18 protein-coding genes are annotated in these 20,443 nt (G+C 70.0%); 6 read left to right on the forward strand and 12 right to left on the reverse strand.

The window, feature by feature from the left end; genetic code table 11:
• Window position 1 precedes the first annotated feature (1 nt).
• The 8 genes from VKT83_11775 to VKT83_11810 all read right to left on the reverse strand — a co-directional run bounded on the left by VKT83_11775 (window position 2) and on the right by VKT83_11810 (window position 10,381).
• A complete protein-coding gene (locus VKT83_11775) occupies window positions 2–889 on the reverse strand; it encodes an ABC transporter permease (GenBank protein HLY23132.1) in 888 nt (295 codons plus the stop codon).
• Window positions 886–1,842, reverse strand: a complete 957-nt coding sequence (locus VKT83_11780; protein HLY23133.1) for an ABC transporter permease — start codon at window positions 1,840–1,842, stop codon at window positions 886–888. The genes VKT83_11775 and VKT83_11780 overlap by 4 nt, the downstream gene beginning before the upstream one ends.
• Window positions 1,843–1,889: 47 nt before the next feature.
• The gene (locus VKT83_11785; GenBank protein HLY23134.1) at window positions 1,890–3,467 is read right to left on the reverse strand and encodes an ABC transporter substrate-binding protein; all 1,578 of its coding nucleotides are present in this window, start codon (window positions 3,465–3,467) and stop codon (window positions 1,890–1,892) included.
• A 130-nt stretch (window positions 3,468–3,597) separates the two neighbouring features.
• Window positions 3,598–5,541: an aconitate hydratase gene (locus tag VKT83_11790; GenBank protein ID HLY23135.1), complete on the reverse strand. Its 1,944-nt coding sequence runs from the start codon at window positions 5,539–5,541 to the stop codon at window positions 3,598–3,600.
• 94 nt (window positions 5,542–5,635) lie between these two features.
• Window positions 5,636–6,613 (reverse strand): uroporphyrinogen decarboxylase family protein, encoded by a 978-nt coding sequence (locus VKT83_11795; GenBank protein HLY23136.1) that lies wholly within the window; start codon window positions 6,611–6,613, stop codon window positions 5,636–5,638.
• The gene (locus VKT83_11800; protein ID HLY23137.1) at window positions 6,610–7,677 is read right to left on the reverse strand and encodes a threonine/serine dehydratase; all 1,068 of its coding nucleotides are present in this window, start codon (window positions 7,675–7,677) and stop codon (window positions 6,610–6,612) included. The genes VKT83_11795 and VKT83_11800 overlap by 4 nt, the downstream gene beginning before the upstream one ends.
• 101 nt (window positions 7,678–7,778) lie before the next feature.
• Window positions 7,779–9,053, reverse strand: coding sequence for an Nramp family divalent metal transporter (locus tag VKT83_11805; GenBank protein ID HLY23138.1), 1,275 nt, complete (start codon window positions 9,051–9,053; stop codon window positions 7,779–7,781).
• Complete coding sequence (locus VKT83_11810; protein HLY23139.1) at window positions 9,050–10,381, reverse strand: CBS domain-containing protein; 1,332 nt, start codon at window positions 10,379–10,381, stop codon at window positions 9,050–9,052. Before VKT83_11810 ends, VKT83_11805 begins: the two co-directional genes overlap by 4 nt.
• A gap of 113 nt (window positions 10,382–10,494) precedes the next feature.
• Between VKT83_11810 and VKT83_11815 the strand changes: the two genes are divergently transcribed.
• Together VKT83_11815 and VKT83_11820 are read left to right on the forward strand one after the other, a co-directional pair.
• Window positions 10,495–11,349, forward strand: coding sequence for an inositol monophosphatase family protein (locus VKT83_11815; protein HLY23140.1), 855 nt, complete (start codon window positions 10,495–10,497; stop codon window positions 11,347–11,349).
• 73 nt (window positions 11,350–11,422) lie between these two features.
• Complete coding sequence (locus VKT83_11820) at window positions 11,423–12,025, forward strand: hypothetical protein (GenBank protein ID HLY23141.1); 603 nt, start codon at window positions 11,423–11,425, stop codon at window positions 12,023–12,025.
• Between the two features lie 12 nt (window positions 12,026–12,037).
• Here the strand turns inward: VKT83_11820 and VKT83_11825 are convergent, their stop codons facing one another.
• Window positions 12,038–13,132: a Xaa-Pro peptidase family protein gene (locus VKT83_11825; GenBank protein ID HLY23142.1), complete on the reverse strand. Its 1,095-nt coding sequence runs from the start codon at window positions 13,130–13,132 to the stop codon at window positions 12,038–12,040.
• 87 nt (window positions 13,133–13,219) lie between these two features.
• On the opposite strand from VKT83_11825, the gene nth reads away from it, so the two are divergent.
• Window positions 13,220–14,050, forward strand: coding sequence for an endonuclease III (gene nth / locus VKT83_11830; protein HLY23143.1), 831 nt, complete (start codon window positions 13,220–13,222; stop codon window positions 14,048–14,050).
• Complete coding sequence (locus VKT83_11835; GenBank protein HLY23144.1) at window positions 14,047–14,817, forward strand: enoyl-ACP reductase; 771 nt, start codon at window positions 14,047–14,049, stop codon at window positions 14,815–14,817. Before nth ends, VKT83_11835 begins: the two co-directional genes overlap by 4 nt.
• Here the strand turns inward: VKT83_11835 and VKT83_11840 are convergent.
• Window positions 14,812–15,498, reverse strand: a complete 687-nt coding sequence (locus VKT83_11840) for an A/G-specific adenine glycosylase (GenBank protein ID HLY23145.1) — start codon at window positions 15,496–15,498, stop codon at window positions 14,812–14,814. The two genes, VKT83_11835 and VKT83_11840, sit on opposite strands and share 6 nt — an antisense overlap.
• Complete coding sequence (locus tag VKT83_11845) at window positions 15,495–16,847, reverse strand: hypothetical protein (GenBank protein ID HLY23146.1); 1,353 nt, start codon at window positions 16,845–16,847, stop codon at window positions 15,495–15,497. Before VKT83_11845 ends, VKT83_11840 begins: the two co-directional genes overlap by 4 nt.
• Between VKT83_11845 and ggt the strand changes: the two genes are divergently transcribed.
• Both ggt and VKT83_11855 read left to right on the forward strand, forming a co-directional pair.
• A complete protein-coding gene (ggt, locus tag VKT83_11850) occupies window positions 16,819–18,417 on the forward strand; it encodes a gamma-glutamyltransferase (GenBank protein HLY23147.1) in 1,599 nt (532 codons plus the stop codon). The genes VKT83_11845 and ggt overlap by 29 nt on opposite strands.
• 16 nt (window positions 18,418–18,433) lie before the next feature.
• The gene (locus VKT83_11855; protein ID HLY23148.1) at window positions 18,434–19,048 is read left to right on the forward strand and encodes a nucleoside-diphosphate kinase; all 615 of its coding nucleotides are present in this window, start codon (window positions 18,434–18,436) and stop codon (window positions 19,046–19,048) included.
• A 20-nt stretch (window positions 19,049–19,068) separates the two neighbouring features.
• Here the strand turns inward: VKT83_11855 and VKT83_11860 are convergent, their stop codons facing one another.
• Window positions 19,069–20,406, reverse strand: coding sequence for a M20/M25/M40 family metallo-hydrolase (locus VKT83_11860; GenBank protein HLY23149.1), 1,338 nt, complete (start codon window positions 20,404–20,406; stop codon window positions 19,069–19,071).
• Between the last annotated feature and the right edge of the window lie 37 nt (window positions 20,407–20,443).

Here is a 20,443-nt window from a genome sequence, read left to right on the forward strand (position 1 = left end):
CTCAGCGCGTCCGCGGATCCCAGATCTCGCGGATGCCGTCGCCGGCGACGTTCACCGCGAAGACGGTGATGGCGATCGCGATCCCCGGCCAGATCGACAGCCACGGGGCCTGCGTCAGGTACTGCTGGGCGGCGTTCAGCATCGAGCCCCACGACGGGGTCGGCGGCTGGGTCCCCAAGCCGAGGAAACTCAGCGTCGCCTCGGTCAGGATCGCGCCCGCGACGTTGAGCGAACCCTGCACGACGATCGGGGCGACGCTGTTGGGCAGAAGGTGCCGCCAGATGATCCGCCGGTCCGCCGCCCCCATCGCGCGCGCGGCCTGAATGTACTCGCGGCCGCGCTCGGAGAGCACCTGCGCCCGCATGATCCGCATGAACACCGGCATGAGCCCGGCCGCGATCGCGATCATCGCCTTGTTCAAGCCCGGACCCAGCACGGCGACCACGGTCAGCGCCAGGATCAAGTTCGGAATCGAGAGCATCGCGTCGGTCAACCGCATCAGCACGTTGTCGAGCCGGTCGCCGTAGAATCCGGCCGCGAGCCCGAGCGGCACGCCCGCGGAGATGCCGAGCCCCACCGAGACGAGGCCGGCCGCGAGGGAGGCGCGCGAGCCGAAGACGATGCGGCTCGCGACGTCGCGGCCCAGCTCGTCGGTGCCGAGCAGGTGGCGGCCGCCGGGCGGCTGGAGGTAGGCCGTGAAGTCGGTCTTGATCGGAGAGTACGGAGCGATCCACGGCGCCGCGGCAGCGATCACGACGACCAGCGCAAAGACGAGTAGGCCGGCCAACGCGAGCCGGTTGCGCGCAAACCGCCCGGCTAGGTGCCGCACCCCGCGCGTCGCAGGGGCGCGGGGGCGAATCGCCGGCAGGGCCCCGGCGACGGTGCTCACGTCCGGCCGCCCTCGAGCGTGATCCGCGGATCGATGACCGAGTAGAGGATATCGACCGCCAGGTTGACCGCGAGCACAGACAGCGCGCTGAACATCACGACGCCCTCGAGCATCGGATAGTCCCGCGAGTAGATCGACTCCACGGCGAGCCGCCCCATGCCGGGTACCGAAAAGATCGTCTCCGTGATGACGACGCCGCCGAGCAGCGTGCCGAGCTGGATGCCCATCACCGTGATCACGGGGATCACGGCGTTGCGCAGGGCGTGCCGCACCAGCACGGTCGCGGCGGCCAGTCCTTTGGCGTTCGCGGTGCGCACGAAGTCCGCGCTCAGAACCTCCAGCATGCTGCTGCGCAGCTGCCGCATCACGACCGCGGCCAGAATAATCCCCAGCACGAACGCCGGCATGATCAGCGTACGGAGGTTGCGGCCGAGATCTTGGGTCGGCGGCACGTAGCCCGACGCCGGCAGCCAGTGCAGATTGACCGCGAACAGGTAGATCAACATGATCCCGAGCCAGAAGTTCGGGATGCTGAGCCCGGTGAGCGCTGCGGCCGACGCCGCGTAGTCGGCGGCCGTGCGCCGGCGCCAGGCGGCCAGCACGCCGGCCGGGATCGCGATCGTCCACGCGATCACGAGGGCCATGCACGAGAGCTCGGCGGTCACCGGAATCTTCTGTGCCACCGTCGCGAGCACCGAGCGGTTGTCCTTGAACGAATGCCCGAAGTCTCCGTGCAGCATGCCGCCGATCCACCGCGCGTACTGGACGGGCAGCGGCCGGTCGAGGCCCATCTGATGGCGGAGGGCGACGAGCGCGTCCGGCGAGGCCTCCTCGCCGAGAAAGAGGCGCGCCGCGTCGCCCGGGATGAGGTTGATCAGCGTGAAGATGATCACGCTGACGAAGAACAGCACGGGGACCATCTGCAGAAGCCGGTGCGTGATGAAGCGGAGCATACGCGGTGGCGGCCGGGCGGCGCCTTCCGCCGCCGGCCGCGGGCCATCTAGGCGAGCCGGACCGCTCGGAGCCTCATCATACCGTCCGGCTGGTCGACGAAGCCGCGCACCCGGTCGGAGACGAGTTTGTATTCCTTCGAAGCCCACAGCCACACATACGGCATGTCGTCGGCAAGGATCTTTGTCGCTTCGCTGTACGCGCGCCGGCGCTGGTTCATGTCCTGCAGGAGCCTCGCGGCGTCCAGCAGTTCGTCGACCTTGGGATTGTCGTACCCCGAATCGTTGAACGACCCGAGGCCGGACTTGGTGATGAAGGGATAAATGTCAAAGTCCGGGTCGGGCCGCCCGCTCCAGCCGAGGATGCCGGCCTCGTGCTGGAGATGGTCGAGCACGCTGAGGAACGCCCCGAATTCGATGAGCTGAATCTTGGCCTGGATCCCGGCCTCCGACGCCATGGACTGCACCGCCTGTGCCACCGACTGGACGAACGGGATCGGCACGGTGAGCAGCGTGAACGTAAACCCATTCGGGTGCCCGGCCGCCTGAAGTTTTTCCTTGGCCAGCGGGATGTTGCGCGGTGGGATCTTCCAGGCCGGATCGTATGCCGGCGTACCCGGCGGAAAGAACGAGTAGATGGGGTCCGCCGCGCCCTGCAGCACCACGTTGGCAATAGCGTTTCGGTCGATCGTCGCGTTCAACGCCTGACGCAGCAGCTTGTTGTCGAACGGCGGCTTCGTCACGTTGAGCCAGATCCCGTTGTAGGCGAACGGCCCTTTCTCGATGAGGCGGAACCGGGCGCCGCTCTGCGCGGCCTCTTTCTTGAGCGACGGGATCTGCGGCAGCGGCGGCGCGTTGATGATGTCGGTGTCGCCCGACTTGAGGCTGGCGACCCGGGCGTTGTCGTCGACGATCGTCCGGTAGGTGATGCGGCCGAGATACGGCTGGCCCTTGACCCAATAGTCGGGATTCCGGTCGAGCGTAATGTGATCTTGGGGAATTTTCTCGACGAACCGGAACGGGCCGGTCCCTACCGGGTGAAGCGCGAAGTTGAGACCGTCCTTCTGCGCCGCGGCCGGCGAGACCATCATCCCGGCCCGGTCGGTCAGGACGTACATGAGCGGGCTGTACGGGCGCTCGAGCGTCACTCTGACGGTGTAGGCGTCGACCGCCTCCGCCCCGATCACCGGCCCGAGCTCGCTGCGCCGGGTCGAGGGAAACTTCGGATCGCGCATCCGGTCGAAATTGTACTTGACGGCCTGCGCGTTGAACGGCGTCCCGTCGTGGAACTTGACGCCCTGCTGCAGTTTGAACGTGTACGTCTTGCCGTCCGGGCTGACCGTCCACGACGTCGCCAACATCGGCACGATGCGGAGGTTTTCGTCCGTGTCGACGAGCTTGTCGTAGAGGTTCTGGTACACCTGGCGGTCCACGGCGGCCGTGGACCGGTGCGGGTCCATATTCGGCGGATCGGATTCGAGCGCGATCCGTATCCCGGAGCCGCCCGGGGCTGCGGACGCCGGAATCAGATCGGCGGCGGACAACGCGCCCGCGCCGAGCGACGCGGCGGCGCCCCACCGCAGCAGATCTCTTCTGGTTGGCCGTGCCGGGTCTGTCGAAGAAGGCACAAACATCCCCCCTCACGATTGGGCTCCGCCAATTTGGGCGGGGTACGCTTTTGCGGACCGGCGGGAAACTCCTCCACCCCACCCGGGTCTGCGCTACAGAAACGTGACCGCGGGTGCTCCGGTTCGCGGATCAGCCGACCGGGTGCGCCCTCGTGTGCGCCAGCTTGCCCCCCGCCATGAGGTAGTCGCGCTCGCGCCGGTTCAACGCGACGTTGACCGTGAAGGCGGCGCCCTTCGTCGCGTTGCGCACGGAGAGCTGCGATGCGCCCCCGTCGATCTGCGCGCGGAGGTCCGCGATCTCCAGCACGTCGCCCTGCGCGACCCGCTCGTAGTCCGCCGGATCTGCGAACGTCATCGGTAGAATGCCCCAGTTGATGAGGTTGGCCAGGTGGATCCGGGCGAACGCCTTGACGATCACGCCCGTGACCCCGAGGTACATGGGCGCGATCGCGGCGTGCTCGCGGCTGCTGCCCTGGCCGTAGTTGCGTCCGCCGACGATGAAGCCGCCGCCGCGCTCCTTCGCCCGGGCGACGAACGCGGGGTCCACGCGGTTGAACACGTAGTCCGCCAGTTTCGGGATGTTGGAGCGGAACCGGAGGATCTGCGAGCCCGCCGGCATGATGTGGTCGGTGCTGATGTCGTCGCCCAGCTTGATCAACACTTCCGCCCGCAGCGCCGCGGCCAGCGGCCCCTTGAGCGGGATCCCGACGATGTTGTCGCCCTTGATGACCCGGAGCGCCGGGGCTTCCGCTTCCGTCGCAGGGGGCACCAGGCTCGTATTGTCCTGGGGCAGACGGCGCGGCATCTCCTGGACCGGCGCGGCCATGCCGAGTGTGCGGGGATCCGTGATCACGCCTGCGACCGCGGACGCCGCGGCCACCTCGCTCGACGAGAGGTACACTTCGTCGTCCTTCTGCCCGGTCCGGCCTTTGAAGTTGCGGTTGATCGCGCGCAGCGACTTCATGCCCTTCGCCGGCACGTGGCCGATCCCGATGCACGCGCCGCAGGTCGCCGCCTCCACGTTCACGCCGGCGGCGATCATCTCGGTGAGCAGGCCTTCGCGCGCCAGCACCTCGAGGTCGAGCCGGCTGCTGGGGTGCACGAAGAACGTGACGTCGGGATGCACGCGGCGGCCCTTCACGATCTGCGCGACGGCTTTGAGGTCGGTGTAGGAGCCGTTGGTGCACGACCCGACCATCACTTGGTCGACCTTGATGCCGGCCGCCTGGCCGACCGGCACGACCTTGTCGGGGTTGCTCGGCATCGCGACAAGCGGCTCGATCGCGCCGAGATCCACCGCCATCGACTCATCGTACGCGGCGTCCGGATCGGGCAGCACCTCGCGCCACGCGTCGCCGCGGCCGATCGTGCGCAGGTAGTCCCGCGTCGCGCCGTCGGACGGGAACATCGAGGTTGTCGCGCCGAGCTCCGCGCCCATGTTGCAGATCGTGATGCGCTGCTGGACGTTGAGCGTCCGGATGCCGGGCCCCACGTATTCGAACACCTTGCCGAATCCGCCGCTGGCGGTGAGCCGGCGCAGCATCTCGAGGATCACGTCCTTGGCAGTCGACCAGGGCCGCAGCTGCCCGGTCAACTCCACGCGCACGACGGCCGGCATGTCGAGGAAGTAGGGTCCGCCGCCCATGGCCACGGCGACGTCCAGGCCGCCCGCCCCCATCGCGTAGACGCCCATGCCACCGATGTGCGGGGTATGGCTGTCCGCGCCGAGCGCCGTGTCCCCGGGGACGGCGAAATGCTCCTGCTGGATCTGATGTCCGATGCCGGCGCCGGGCTTGGCCCACCAAATGCCGTACTTGCGGGCGGCGGAGGCGAGGTAGACGTGGTCCTCGGTGTTCTCCTCGCTGACCTGGAGCACGTTGTGATCGCCGTAGCAGCACGCCACTTTGCAGCGGACCCGATGGAGCTGCATCGCCTCGAAGTGCATCATCGCGGCCGTGCCGGTGATGTCCTGGATGAGGATCTCGTCGATCCGGATGCCGATCTCTTCCCCCGGCACCATCCGGCCGTCCACCAGATGCGCGCCGAGAATCTTCCGCGTCACGTTGTCGCCCATGGCCCCGGCTCCTTGGTCCAGCCTCCCCTGCGGTCTCTGTTCCTATATATAGGCTATATGCCGGCGCTCTACCGCCGGAATTGGGCCGCCCGGATCAGGCTTCTCTTGCCGCGGCGATCGCGGCGCGGATGTTGGCCTCGGGCGTGTCGACGGGCATGACGCAGCCGGTGGTGACGATGTGGCCTCGCCCTCCGGTCTGCGCGATGGCGTCGCGGACCTCCGCCGCCACGTCGTCCGGCGTCCGCTTGGCCAGCGTGTTCCAGGCGTCGATGCCGCAGGCCAGGCACGCCGAGACGCGCCGGCGGGCGTCGGCGATCGTCGGGGTGGTCTCGCGCGCGTGCCAGTTGACGATCTGCACCGGGTAGTCATCGAACAGATCGAACATCACGTTCACGCCGTGGATGTGGAGCAAGACCAGCGCGGCGCCGGCTTCGTCCAGCATCCGGAGGTCGTAGGGCCGTCCGAATTCCTCGTACTCTTCGCGGGTGAGGAGATCGTGCGTCGCCATCTGGCTCGAGAAGAACACCCCGTCGGCGCCCGCCGCCAGCACGTTGCGGACGAACGCGATCTGGACGTCCGTGATGATCTCGAGCCCCTCGTGCAGGGCTTCGGGGTTCTCGCGAATGTACCGGACGGTGGCCTGCTCGCCCGCGATCGTGCGGGCGATACTGAGCGGGCTGAACACCGTCTCCAGCACGTGGACGTCGCGGCCGACCGCGTCGGCGACGAGGCGGATCGCGTGCGCCTCGCGGCCGTACACGCCGTGGCTTGTGTCGAGCCGCCGCAGTTTCCCCCAATCCGCCGCCTTCTTGATCGGACGGTCGCTGATCGTGCGCGTGCCTTCGCGGTTCGGCTTGTAACCGGCGCGGAGTCCCCAATCGTCGCCGTAGTAGCCGCTCGCCGGCGTGACCTTCAGGATGTCCGGGTCGTAGGCGCGATAGAAAGCGATGTGGGCCTCGGCGAGCCGCTCGGCCTTCTGATCCTGCTCCGGAAAATGGCGCCACAGCGCCGCCGGCACCTTGTCGGGACGCTTGCCGGCGATCGCCGAGTCGATCCGCTCGCGGTGCGTCACGCCTCCCCACCCCTTTGCCGAATGTGCCTTCCCGACGGGCCGCGCAGCATCGAGGCCACCGCGGCCACGCGGGCACGGTCCGCGTAGAACTCGCCCAACTGCTCCACCGGGATGTTGCCGCCGCTGAGGATCAGCACCACCGTCTTGCCGCGAAGCCGTTCCCCGAGGCGCAGGGCGGCCGCGGTGGAGGCCGCGCCGGCGCCTTCCGCGGTCTGGCGCACCGCTTCCCCGAGGAGCAAGACCGCGCGGCGCAGGTCCTCGTCGCTCACGAGTACGATCTCATCGAGCAGCCGGCTCAGAATCGACACCGGCAGCGCGAACGGGATACGCGTGGCGAGGCCCTCCGCGAACGTCTCCATACGGTCGAGCTGCACCATCCGGCGCTCCTTGAGGGTCCGGTAGACCGGCGGCGCGCCCTCCGCCTGGACGCCGATCACGCGGACGCGCGAAGAGAGCGTCTTGGCCGTGATGCAGTGTCCGCAGGCGCCGCTGCCGGCGCCGACCGGCGCGATGATGACGTCGGCCTCCGGCAGATCCTCCATCACTTCCAGGCTGAGGGTCCCGACGCCGGCGATCAGGAGCGGCTCGTTGGCGGAGTGGACGTACCGGTAGCCTTCCGCGGCCGCGGTTCGCTCGACCCATTCCCGGGACTCGTCGAAGTCCCGGCCGTGCAGCGCGACCTCGGCGCCGAGCGCGCGCATCGCCGCGACCTTGAGAGGATTCGCGCCTTCCGGCGCGCCGATGATCGCCGGCACGCCGAAGAGCCGCGCGGCGTACGCGATCGACTGCCCGTGGTTGCCGGTGCTCGCCGTGATGACGCCGCGCCGGCGCTCGTCCGCGGTGAGACGGCTCATGAGGTTGATCCCGCCCCGTACCTTGAACGCGCCCGTCGGCAGCACATTTTCGCACTTCACGTAGACCCGCGCGCCGAGAATGCGGTCGAGGGCCGGGGCGGGGACGAGCGGGGTCCGGTCCAGGTGCGGCGCGATCACCCGGCGCGCGACGAGGACGTCTTCGACCGTCGGGGTCGGACCGGCCCACAGGCTCTCGAGCGGGGTCGCCATGTGTGTAAGTTGGCCGCCGCGCGGGGCGGCCCCTTGGTGCCCGGACTACCCGTCCCGCGTCAAGGATGCAGGACTACCCGTCCCGCGCCAAAGATGCAGGACTACCCGCCGAACGGGAAGATCTGCGTCACGACCAGCGCCAGCGTCAGGACGATCATCAGGACCGTGGTCACCCACGCGATGACGTTGAAGGGTACCGAGTTGGTGTAGGCGCCCATCAGGCGCTTCTGGTTGACGAGCAGCAGCATGAACACGAGGATGAACGGCAGCAGGATGCCGTTCGCGACCTGCGACAGGAACAGGATCTGCAGCAGCGGGGCGTTGGGGAGCAGGACGATGATGCACGCCCCGACGATGAGCGCGATGTAGAGGCCGTAGAACACCGGGGCCTGGCGGATCGTCCGGTCGACGCCCGCCTCGAACCCGAGCGCCTCGCACACGTAGTGCGACGTCGCGAGCGGCAGCACCGACGCCGAGAACAGCGACGCGTTGATGAGCCCGAGCGCGAACAGTAACGTCGCGTACCGGCCGGCGAGCGGGGCAAGCGCAAGCGCCGCGTCCTTGACCGTCTCGACGTGGATGTGGTGCGCGAAGATCGTCGCGCCGCAGGCCACGATGATGAACCAGGCGACGATATCGGTCATCAACGAGCCGATGAACACGTCCGTCCGCGTGTACCCGTAGTCCTTGACCGTGATGCCCTTCTCAACGACGGTCGACTGCAGGTAGAACTGCATCCACGGCGCGATCGTGGTGCCGATCACGCCGACGAACATCAGGAGATACGCGGCCTGGAAGCTGAACGTGGGCACGACCGACGCGCGGAGCACGACGCCCCAGTCCGGCTTCGCGAGCACGCCCGAGATCACATAGGCGACGTAGAAGGCGCTCGCGCCGAGGAAGATGCGCTCCACCGACCGGTAGGTGCCGCGGACCACGAGCAGCCACACCGTGAGCGCGCCGATCGGCACGAACACGTACTTGGAGACGCCGAAGATCTCCCCGCCGGCGGCGAGCCCAGAGAACTCGGCGAGCGTATTGCCGAAGTCCGCCGCGAGCAGCACCAGCATGACCCAGACCGTGGTGCGGAGGCCGAACCGCTCCCGGATCAGGTCGGCGAGGCCCTTGCCGGTCACGGCGCCGAGGCGCGAGGCCATCTCCTGGATGACGTACAGCGCGATCGTCACCGGGATCATCGTCCACAAGAGCGCGTAGCCGAAATTGGCGCCGGCGAGCGAGTAGGTGGTAATGCCGCCGGCGTCGTTGTCGACGTTCTGGGTGATGATGCCGGGGCCCATGATGGCGAAGAACATCGCCAGCCGGGTCATCGCCGCGGCCCGGCCGGCCCGCCTCAGGATCGGAAGGGTGAATTTCACGCGGGCGGCTCGGGCCTGTCCGCCCCGCGCGGCGTGCCCGCGGACTCGCGCAACGCCTTGCGCCGAAGCAGGTCGACGCCGCCGCCGAGCTTCCGCGGGCCGTACGTCTCGACGAGAATGTCGATCAGGTGGTCCACCGTGACGATGCCGATGAGCCGTCCGCCCGGCTCGACGACCGGAACGGCCAGCAGGTCGTACTTGACCAGCGCGCCGGCGACGTCCTCGACGCTGGCGTCCGGCGGTACGTAGAAGACGTCGGTGCGCATGACCTGCGAGATCGGCGTTTCGGGCGGCGACACGATGAGCGACCTGATCGACAGCACGCCGACGAGCCGTTCCTGCACGTCGACGACGTAGAGGTAATAGATGGTCTCGTCGTCGGGCTTGGTCTCGCGGAGCCGCGCAAGCACCTGCTCGACCGTCATCGTCTCCGGCAGGGCGATGAACTCCGTCGTCATCTTGCCGGCGGCGGTCTCCGGCGGGTATTCCAGCAGGCGGCTGACCTCTTCGGCCTTTTCGTCCTCCATAAGCGAGATCAGCTCGTCCGCCCGGTGCTCCGGCAGCTCCCCGAGTACGTCCGCGGCTTCTTCCGGCGCCATCTCCTCGAGCACGTCCGCGGCCCGTTCGCTGGGCAGTTCCTGAATCACGGCGGTCTGGATGTCGGGCTCGGCCTCCTCGAGCACGTCGGCGGCGGTCTCGTCGCCCAGCGCGGTGATCATCTCGACCCGCTCGTCGCGGTCGAGCTCCTCGAGCAGATCCGCCAGGTCGGCCGGGTGAATGTCCTTCAATTTCTCGCGCGAGATGCTGAGCTTGAGGGGGGTCATCGTGCCGCCGAGGACGGCCACGAGGTTCCAGGGGATCATGCCCTGCGGCAGCGGGCGGCCGAGCCGCTCGAGGGCGCCGGCGACAAGCGGCTCGAGCCCCAGCCGCCGCAGGAGCGAGCGCGTGCCCACGTCCGCGCCGACGACGCGGAGCTCCGGGCCGACCTGCCGCAGCTCGATGTCGTTGACGCGCACGACCTTCAGGTCGTCGGTGTCCACGACCTGAGAGTCGAAGATATTGTCGCGCAGCAGCACTTCGTCGGGCTGAAGCGGCCGGGGCGTGAGGTGCCGCCGCTCGACGCGGAGCCGGACGCCCCCCGTGGAAAATTCGGCGACGGCTTCCCACGGGATGATCGCCACGCGGCTGCGATCCCCCGACAGCAGAATGCCGGTAATCTTCGGGAATTTCTCGGTGCCGTGGTAAATGACGAGGTCGGCGACGCGGTCGAACGCGTCGCCGGACGCGTCGTACACCGGCTTGCCGATGATCTGACTCAGGTACAGCATGGGCACACTCTCGGCAATGGGAGGCGGGCGGCCGCGGCAGACGCCGCGGCCCTCGACGTCCCGACGTGGTTCGGGCGTGCCGGAGTTCACTCCTCCACGTCGAAGTTAAAGAAATGGTTATGCCGGCACTCTCCCCGACCGCCGTCACCGCTCTCCGTGCCGCGCATGCCGCGGCGGCCGTGCACAGGCGCTTCTTCCGGCGGCTCGAGCGCGTCGAGTACAAGGGCCGCAACGACCCGGTCACCGAGGCCGACCGCGGCGCGGAGGACGCGATCGTCCGGGTCCTGCGCGAGGCGTATCCTGCCCACGCGATCCTCGGCGAGGAAGGCGGGCTGCGCGGACAGGCCGCCCGGACGTGGCTCGTCGATCCGCTCGACGGCACCTCGAACTACGCCCGCGGCATTCCGTGGTTTTGCGTCAGCATCGCACTGCGCGAGCAGGAGTCGGGCGTCGTACTCGGCGTGATCCTCAACCCGATCATCGGCGAAGTGTACGCGGCCGAGCGCGGCCTGGGGGCGTACACCGCATCGCTCGCCGACCTGCCGGCGGACGCGGCGGAGTGGGGCGACCTCGCCCGGTGGCGGCGGCTCCGCGTGTCGGCGGTTTCGGCGATGCGGGACGGCGGGTTCGCCACGGGTTTCCCCCACGACGTCAACGACACGGGCGTCAACATCGACCACTTCGTCAACATCCGGCTCGAGGCGTCGGTTGTCCGCGCCCTCGGGTCGGCCGCGATGGCGCTGGCGCAGGTCGCCGCGGGCTACCTCGAGGGGTACTGGGAGATCGGTCCCAAAGCGTGGGACTTCGGCGCGGGCATGCTGGTCGTGGAGGAAGCCGGCGGACGCATCAGCGACCTTCGGGGGCGTCCGCTTCCCGGGCCCGACGCCGGCCGGCTGCTGGCGACCAACGGCGTGATCCACGACGCGATGGTCGGGGTCCTCGCCCGCGGCAAGAGCGGACTCGACTGATTGCCGCGTCGTCGATGCGGCGATCGAATTGAGAATAGCTCTCCTCCCTTGACGTTCGAGGAGGCGGCCGCCTATGCGCGTGGTGCTCGACGTGGACGGGGTGCTGGCCGATTTTATTCTTGGGTTTACAACCCTGGCGAACCGGATGTTCGGGAGCCCGGTCTACACAACGCTGGAGCAAAAAGTCTGGGACGCATTTGACGGACTCACCGACGCGCAGCACGCGCGGGTGTGGGAGGCCGCGACGCAGAGCGCCACGTTCTGGCAGGAGCTGCCGCCGATCGCCTCGCCCGCGGAGTTCGCGCGATTGGCCGCCGCGGCGCCGGTCCACGATCTCTATTTCGTGACCAGCCGGGTCGGCGTGGGTGTCAAATCCCAGACCGAAACGTGGCTCCGGCGGGCCGGGGTGTCGACGCCGACCGTCATCCTGTCCGACGCCAAGGGCGAGATCGCCAAGGCCGTGCGGGCGGATGCCCTGTTGGACGACAAAGCCGGCAACGCCGTGTTCACTCAATACTACTCGCGCGCGACCGCCGTCTACCTAATGGATCGGCCCTACAATCAGTTTGATCCCGCCATCCTCGGCAGCAAGATCATTCGCGTGCGGACGCTGCATGAGTTCTTGGATCGCATCGGCGGCGACACGGGCTCAAACGGCGCTGAGCGCGAGGCCTAAGTTCGTGCGGCGTCAGGCGGCGATGTGCGCGTCGCGCGGCAGCGCGCTCAGCCGGTGCGCCCCCGCGCGGTCGACGTAGACGATCTCCTCGAGGCGGATCCCGAATTCGCCCGGGAGATAGACCCCCGGCTCGACCGAGAAGACAAACCCCTCATCGACCGGCATCGGATTCTCGTGCGTGACGCTCGGCGGCTCGTGCCCCGAGATGCCGAGCCCGTGGCCGACGCGATGGACGAAGTACGGCCCGAAGCCGCCGCGCTCGATGACGCCGCGCGCCGCCAGATCGACGTCCTTGAGCGGCACGCCCGGCTTGATCGCATCGATCGCGGCCCGCACCGCCTCGTCGACGATCGCGTGGACCTCGCGGTACCGCGCGGACGGCGCGCCGAGAGTCACGACGCGTGTGATATCCGAGGCATACCCGTCCAAACGGCCGCCGATATCGATGACCGCGGAGTCGCCCGCGGCGAGCCGCCGGTTCCCGGGGGTGTGGTGCGGAAACGCGCCGTTCGGCCCGGAGGCAATGACCGTGAACAGCACCTCTTGCGACCCGGATCGGCGAAAGGACGCGGCCGCCACCTCCGCGAGCTGCAGTTCCGAGACACCGGCCCGGCACGCGGCCCAGACGTCGCGGACCGCCTGATCGGCGTGCCGGGACGAGCGCTTAAGCGCCTCGATCTCGTCCGCGTCTTTGCGCATCCGCACCGGCGCGAGCACCTCCGAGCCGAGGGCCAAGCGGGCGTCGGGGTACGACGCCTGCAGCGCGAGCACGAAGTCGGCGCGCATGGCGTCGTCCACGCCGAGCCGGCCCGGAGACGACCCGCCCAGCCGGGCCCGGGCCGCGGCGAGCGCCGCATCCGGCCCCTCGGCGTCCGTGTAGGCGAACATCGGCGCCCGCACGTGCTGTTCCGCCTGTGCGGCGTTGAGACTCGGCACCACAAACGCCGCGGCGCCGCCGGTCACGAGCAGGTAGCACGGCCGCTCGTCCGCGTGCGGCGAGTACCCGAGCAGATACCGAAGATCGTCGCCCGGCGAGACCGCGAGGAGGTCCATGCGGCGGTCTCCCATGAGCCGCCTGACGCGGTCGAGCCGTCCGGTCAAATCCACGCGGACCACCTCCTCGTCGCTCGCGCTTCAACGGACCGGCCGCCTCCTCCTTGACAGACCCGGCCGCGCTAAGGTACATCCGAGACCGTGACGAGCAGGTCCCCGGCGTTGCCGAAAGAGAGCAGCGTCGCCCGCGCGCGCCGGGCGCGGCAGATCGCCGCGAGGCTGGCGAAGCGTTATCCCCGCGTCGAGATCCCGCTCCGCCACCGCAACCGGCTCGAACTGCTGATTGCGACGATTCTTTCCGCGCAGAGCACCGACGCGATGGTGAACCGCGTCACCCCGGCGCTCTTCGCGCGCTGGCGCACCGCCGCCGAGTACGCGGGCGCCCCGCCGAGCGAACTGGAAACGATGATCCACAGCACCGGGTTTTTTCACGCCAAGGCGCGCGCGATCCGGGGAATGGCGCGCGCGCTGCTCGAGCGCCACGGCGGCGAGGTGCCGGGGACGATGGAAGAGCTGGTGGCGCTGCCCGGCGTCGGCCGCAAGACGGCCAACGTCGTGCTCGGCGCGTCGGGCGTGCCCGGCATCGTCGTGGACACCCACGTCCTGCGGCTGTCCCGCCGGCTCGCGCTGACTGCGAACCATGATCCGGACAAGATTGAACAGGACGTCGGCGCCCTGCTGCCGCCGGAGGAATGGAGCGACTTCTCGCTGCGGCTGATCTACTTCGGCCGTGAGCTCTGCACCGCGGTCCGGCCGCGGTGCCCGGAGTGCCCTCTGCGCGACCTGTGTCCGTCCGCGCGCTACCTCGGGTCGCCGCCTTGGATGACGCGACGGCCAAGGGCCGTCGCTACCGCGGTCAACAGGAAGACGCGACGGCCGAGGGCCGCCGCCGCTGTCAACAGGAAGACGCGGGGGCCCGCGGGACCCTCGCGCGCGCGGGCCACTGCGACACCTCGGAGGACGGGACGATGAGCGGATTGCTCGCGGACAAGACGGCGATCGTGATGGGCGTCGCGAACCGGTGGAGCATCGCCTGGGCGATCGCGCGGGCATTTGCCCGCGAGAACGCGCGGCTCGTCTTCACGTTCCAGGGTGAGCGGCAGGAGAAAGACGTCCGCGAGCTGGCCGGGACGCTCGAGGGGGCCCGCGTACTGCCGTGCGACGTGACGCGGGACGACTCCCTCACGGCGCTGGCGCAGACGCTCGCCGCGGACGGGGTCGGCCTCGACGCCGTCGTGCACTCCATCGCCTTCGCCAACCGCGAGGACCTCGGCGGCGCGTTCGTGGACACCTCGCGCGCGGGCTTCGGCCTCGCGCTCGACGTGAGCGCGTACTCGTTCGTCGCGGTGGCGCACCACCTGCTGCCGGTGCTGCGGGCGGGGGCGAGTTTGATGACCCTCACCTACATCGGTTCGACGCGCGTGATGCCGAACTACAACGTCATGGGCGTCGCCAAGGCGGCGCTCGAGGCGAACGTGCGCTACCTCGCGTCCGACCTCGGTCCGCGCGGCTTCCGGGTGAACGCGATCTCCGCGGGGCCGATCAAGACCGCGTCGGCCCGCGCGATCCAGGGCTTCAGCCGGATCCTCGACGTGATGAAAGAACGCGCCCCGCTTCGCCGCAACACCGAGCCCGAGGAGGTCGCCGACGCCGCGGTGTTTCTGGCGAGTCCGCTGGCGCGCGGCATCACGGGCGAGGTGTTGTTCGTCGACAACGGCTACCACGCCACCGGGCTATAGCGGATAGGACGCGCACATCCGCGCGAGCGGACAGGCGCGGCAGCGCGGGCGCCTCGCCGTGCACACGGTGGCCCCGAGGTCCATCAACGCCTGGTTGAAGTCGTACGTCCGGCCGCGCGGGAGCAGCCGTTCGGCCAGCTCCCACAGCGCGCGGTCGCGCACCTGAGGGCCCTCGCCGACCCAGACGCGCCGCAGCACGCGGCGCACGTTCGTATCGAGGATCGCCGCGTCCTCGCCGAAGGCGAAACTGAGAACCGCGCCCGCGGTGTATGCGCCGATGCCCTTCAGGGCCAGCAGGCCGTCGCGGCTGCGCGGCAGCCGGCCGCCGTGCCGCCTGACGGCCGTGCGGGCGATCGACCGGAGCCGCAGCGGACGGACGTTGTAGCCGAGCGGATACCATGCCTCGCGGACTTCGCCCGCCGACGCCGCGGCCAGCGCGCCGAGCGACGGATAGCGGCGCAGCCACTCGCGGTATTTCGGAATCACACGGGCGACCTGGGTCTGCTGCAGCATCACCTCGGAGACCAGCACGCGATAGGGATCGCGGGTGCGGCGCCACGGTAGATCGCGTCCGTGGCGCCGGTACCAGGCGAGGAGCCGCCGCCGGAACGCGCGGCGGGCCGGGGCCGCGGCGGCGATGGGAAGCGCGCCCGCGGCGGCGCGAACGGAGGCGGCCGTCACGGGCGCGCGGTCACGCGCGCGAAATACACCGAGGCGCCGGCCGTGCTGGTGTGCGTCCACATGACGTCGAGCGCGCCGGCGTCGGACAGCACGCCGGGGAACGCGTTGCCGCCGTCGGCGGTGAGCCGCAGCACCGGCCCCCAGCCGTTCTTGAACCGCCGCGCGTAGATCTGCCCGTCGTGGGCGTCCCACGCGGTCCAGATCGTTCCGGTCGCGTCGGTCGCGACCGAGGGGTGGTACGCCGGCGTGGCGCCCGCCGACAGCGCGGCGGGCGGCCCCCAGGTCCCGCCCGTCCGGCGCGCATAGTCGATGATCGAGCCGCGGGCGTCGTGCTCCTCCCAGACGAGCGAGAGGCGGCCTTGTCCGTCGGCCGCGACGTCCGGATTGAACTGGTCATTCGACGTGCGCGAGACGCCCTCGGGCGCCGCCCACCCGGCCTGGTACTGCGCATACCGGACCGCGTAACCGCGGCCGTTGTACTGATACCACACCGCGTGCAGGCGCCCCGTGAAATCGGAGGCGAGCGCGGGGTTGATGGAGTCGGGCGGTCCGCTCGAGATGAGCGACGGGCGGGACCAGGCACGGCCGTCGTATCCGGTGTAGAGAATCTCGTAGATCGAGCCGTGCTTGGTCGGAACCGGCGGCGGGCCTTCGCGAATGCCGTACCAGACGACGTGGGGACGGCCCGCGCGGTCGAGCGCCACCGCGGGATAGCCGGCGTAGCTGCCTCCGGGCGAAATGCGGCGCTGCGACGCCGTCCACGCGCCGGCCACGCCGCCCCGCGCGGGCCGGGCCCACTCGCGATAGTAGACTTTGCCCACGCCGTCGTCGTACCGCGTCCAGACGACGTGCACGCGTCCGGACGAATCCGCGGCGAGCGCGGCGAGACGCGAGGCGACCGGCCCCTCGCTGGCCTGTCCGAGCGGCGACCAGTGCGCGCCGCCGTCGCGCGACGCGACGAGCAGGATCTGAGGCACGTCCGCCGCGCCGCCGGCGTACGCGGCCACGAGGGCGGCGGGGGTGCGCAGCATCTTGACCTCGTTATTGGAGGCCGTCGCATCGCTCGTCGCTCCGCGCGCGACCAGCACGGGCGGGCGGATGACGAACGACGGCGCCGCGCCGGCGGGCGCCGGACTGTGGGCCGCAAGCGTCATGAGGACCGGCAGGAGCGAAGCGAGAACGGCGGCGATCGCGGCGGACAAACGCACGGCACAGAGGATTGGCGTCTGCCGCGGCCCTTCCCTTCGCGCGAGCGAGGTGATCGGACGGCGCCGGTCAAATACCATGCTGATGAGGGAAGCTGGACAGGGACGCAGCGTCGTGCTGGCGCAGCGGGGCATGGTGGTCACCGACCACCCTCTCGCGTCGGCCGCCGGACTTCACGTCCTCGAGCAGGACGGCAACGCCGCCGACGCGGCGGTGTGCGTGTCCGGCATGCTCGGCGTCGTGTGCCCGATGATGAACGGGATCGGCGGCGACACGTTCGTCACGTATTATGACGCCGCATCCCGGGGGGTCACGACGCTGCTCGGCAGCGGCGCCGCGCCCAACGCGGCGACGCCGGCGTGGTTCGCGGCGCACGGGCACACCATGATGCCGCTGCGGGGCATGCTCTCCCCGTCGGTCCCGGGCGCCGTCGACGCGATGGCGGCCGCGCTCGCACGGTGGGGCAGCGGACGCTTCACCCTCGACCGCCTCCTCGCGCCGGCGATCCACTACGCGCAGTCGGGCTTTCCGGTGAGCGAGCGGCTGGCGTCGTGGTTCGCCGAGTCCGAAGAGCTGCTGCGGCGGTATCCTTCGTCGGCGCGCGTCTACCTGCCGCAGGGCCGGCCGCCGGCGGTGGGCGAGGTACTCGTCCAGCGCGACCTCGCGCGGTCGCTCGAGACGATCGCCGCGGAAGGCCCGCGCGCGCTGTACGAAGGCCCGCTCGCGGACCGCATCGCGGCCTACATGCGGGAGCACGGCGGCCTCGTGACCCACGCGGATCTCGCCGCGCACAGGTCGGAAATCGCCGAGCCCGTCGCGGTTCCGTACCGCGACCTCGTCGTGCACACGACTCCCCCGCCGTCTCAGGGCTTCGTGCTGCTCGAGATGCTCAACATTCTCGCCGGGGACGATCTCGGCGCGCTGCCGTGGGGCTCCGCCGAGGCCGTGCATCTCGCGGTCGAAGCGAAGAAGCTGGCCTTCGCGGACCGCCTCGCCTACGTTGGAGATCCGCGCTTCGTCGCCAATCCGCTCGACCGGCTGCTCGATCCGGCCTACGCGAAAGCGCGGCGCGCCGCGCTCAATCCGGGACGCGCCGTCGAAGCCGCCTCACCCGGCGCGCTTCCCGAGGCGGCCGGGGATACGACGGCGTTCGCGGTCGCGGACCGGCACGGCAACGTGGCTTCTTGGATCACGAGCATCTCGTCGAACTTCGGCTGCGGCGAGGTGGTGGAGGGCACGGGCATTCTATTGAACAACCGGGCCGGGCGGGGCTTCAGCCTGGTGCCGGACCACCCCAACCTGATCGCCCCGGGGAAACGCACGATGCACACGCTCATGGCATTCGTAGCGACGCGCGGAGGACGTCCGGTGCTGGCCTGGGCGACGCGCGGCGGGGACGCGCAGGCGCAGTGGGATTTGCAGGTGCTGATGAACATCACGGCCCACGGCCTGAAGGTTCAGGACGCGGTGGAGCGCCCGCGCTGGTTCAGCTTCCCGGCGACCGACCCGCAGACGGTCGACGCGCCCTACGAGCTGCGGATGGAGGGCGGCTTCCCCGCCGAGACTTACGAGGAGCTTCGGCGCCGGGGCCACCGCGTGCTCACGCCGCGGGCGGGCGTCGGCGGCGTACAGGCGATCCAGGTAGACGCGGAGCGCGGCGTGTACGCCGGCGGATCGGACCCCCGCGCCGACGGCTGCGCGATCGGCTACTAACACTACGGAGGCGGCCATGGCTGACGTCAGGCACGAACGCACCCTGATTCTCATCAAGCCGGACGGGGTGCAGCGCGCGCTGACCGGAGAGATACTGGCGCGGCTGGAGCGCGCGGGACTCAAGATCGTCGGGCTTCGGATGCTGCAGGCCGAGCGGGCGACGCTCGAGCGCCACTACCCGTCCGACGAGGAGTGGGTGCGGACGATCGGCGGCAAGACCAAGGAAGCCTTCGAGACCTACGGGTGGGACGTGCGCGCGCGCATGGGAACGGACGACGCGCTGGAGATCGGGCGGCGCGTCCGCGGATGGCTGATCGACTTCATGCTGACGACGCCGATCATCGCGGCCGTGTTCGAGGGCGTTCACGCGGTCAGCGTCACGCGGAAGCTCGTCGGCGCGACCCTTCCCGTCTTCGCGGCCCCCGGCACCATCCGCGGCGACTTCGCAACGGACGCGCCGACCGTCGCCAACGAAGCCCAGCGGCCCGTCCGTAACCTGATTCACGCCTCCGGCACCGTCGAGGAAGCCGCGCACGAAGTCGGCCTGTGGTTCGGACGGGGCGAGACCTTCGCCTACCCACGCGCCGACGAGGCCGCGATGTTCGGCCCCAACTCCCCTGGCGGGGACTAGCCTGCGATAGGCGCGGCGCCCTATTTCGTCTGCGCCGCCGCGAGCGCCGTCGCGACCGCGAGGCGCGTCGAGGCCTCGAGCAGCGCGGGCGATACCCGGTCCACCGTGTCGCGCGGCGTGTCGTAGTACTGATCGTCCGGCCGGAACAGGAACACGACCGGCACCCCGGCCTTCTCGAAATTGACGTGGTCGCTGCCGCCCTCGGCGCCGCGCACATCGACGCGGATACCCAGGTCCGCGGCAAGGCGCGCGGCGGTGCGCACAAGCGTGTCGTCGCCCCGGCCGGCGACGATCAGCCGCTCCCCGACGCCCTCCATGTCGAGATTGATCATGCCGATGATCCGGCCGCGCTCGAGGTGCTTGACGTACTCCGCGGATCCGTAGAGGCCGTCTTCCTCGGCGCCGAAGAACACGAACCGGACCGTGACGCCCAGCGGCACGTCCTTCAGCACCTCGGCGGTTTCGAGCGCCGTCGCGACCCCCGAGGTGTTGTCGTTGGCGCCCGGCGCGCCGGCCACGGTGTCGCGGTGCGCGCCCACGATGAGGATCTTGCCGGCGTCGCCTCCCGCGGCCGTGCCGGCCGGGGGCGCCTTGGTCCCGACGATGTTCCAGGTCGTGCGGCGCTCGTTGACCGTCTGGACGTCGAGGTGCGCGACGGTGCGGCCGCTCCGCACGCGGTCGAGAAGCTTCTGCCCCTCGGTTCCCGACAGCGACACAACCGGGATCCGGGCCGCCTGCCCCAGCGTGCCGGCGAAGTCGTTGGGCTGCGAATTGTAGACGATGAGGGCCGCGGCACCGGCGTCGGCGGCGTTCTCCGCCTTCTGCCGGAACATCAACTCTCCGCGCCGCACGAGGGCGATCTTGCCGCGCATCGCCGCGCCGGCGGGGGTCTGCCCGCCGAAATCGCCTGGACGCCCGAGCCCCGCGTCCGCCACTTCCGCGGTCAGTCCGCCGTCGGCGGTGGACGGCGAGTATTCCATCGCGCGCGGGTGCAGCGCCGGGCCGTCGGGGACGGTGAGCGCGATCCGGCGCACGCCGAAGTACGGGAACGTGAACGGCTGCCACTCGACGGCATAGCCGTCGCGCGTGAGCTGTGATGCGATGTACTCGCCCGATGAACGATCTTGGACAGAGCCGGCCGGATGCGGTCCGATCTTCTGGGAGAGCGCGAGCACGTGCTGGTAGGCGCGCTCGCCGGACACGCGGGCGACGGGCGTCTGCTGGGCGGCCGCCTGGGCCCGCGGCACGAACCAAAGCTGCGCCGCCTGTTCAAGCGCCGTACCCGGCGCTGCGGCTGTGAGCGCGGCGGCGACCGGCACGATGGCGGCAATTCCGGCCGCGCGCGAGATCTGCTTCATTCGCATTCCACCCACCTCGTCTGTGCGCTGCGTCGGG

The organism is bacterium (genome assembly GCA_035308905.1).
In the GTDB taxonomy this organism is placed as follows: domain Bacteria; phylum Sysuimicrobiota; class Sysuimicrobiia; order Sysuimicrobiales; family Segetimicrobiaceae; genus DASSJF01.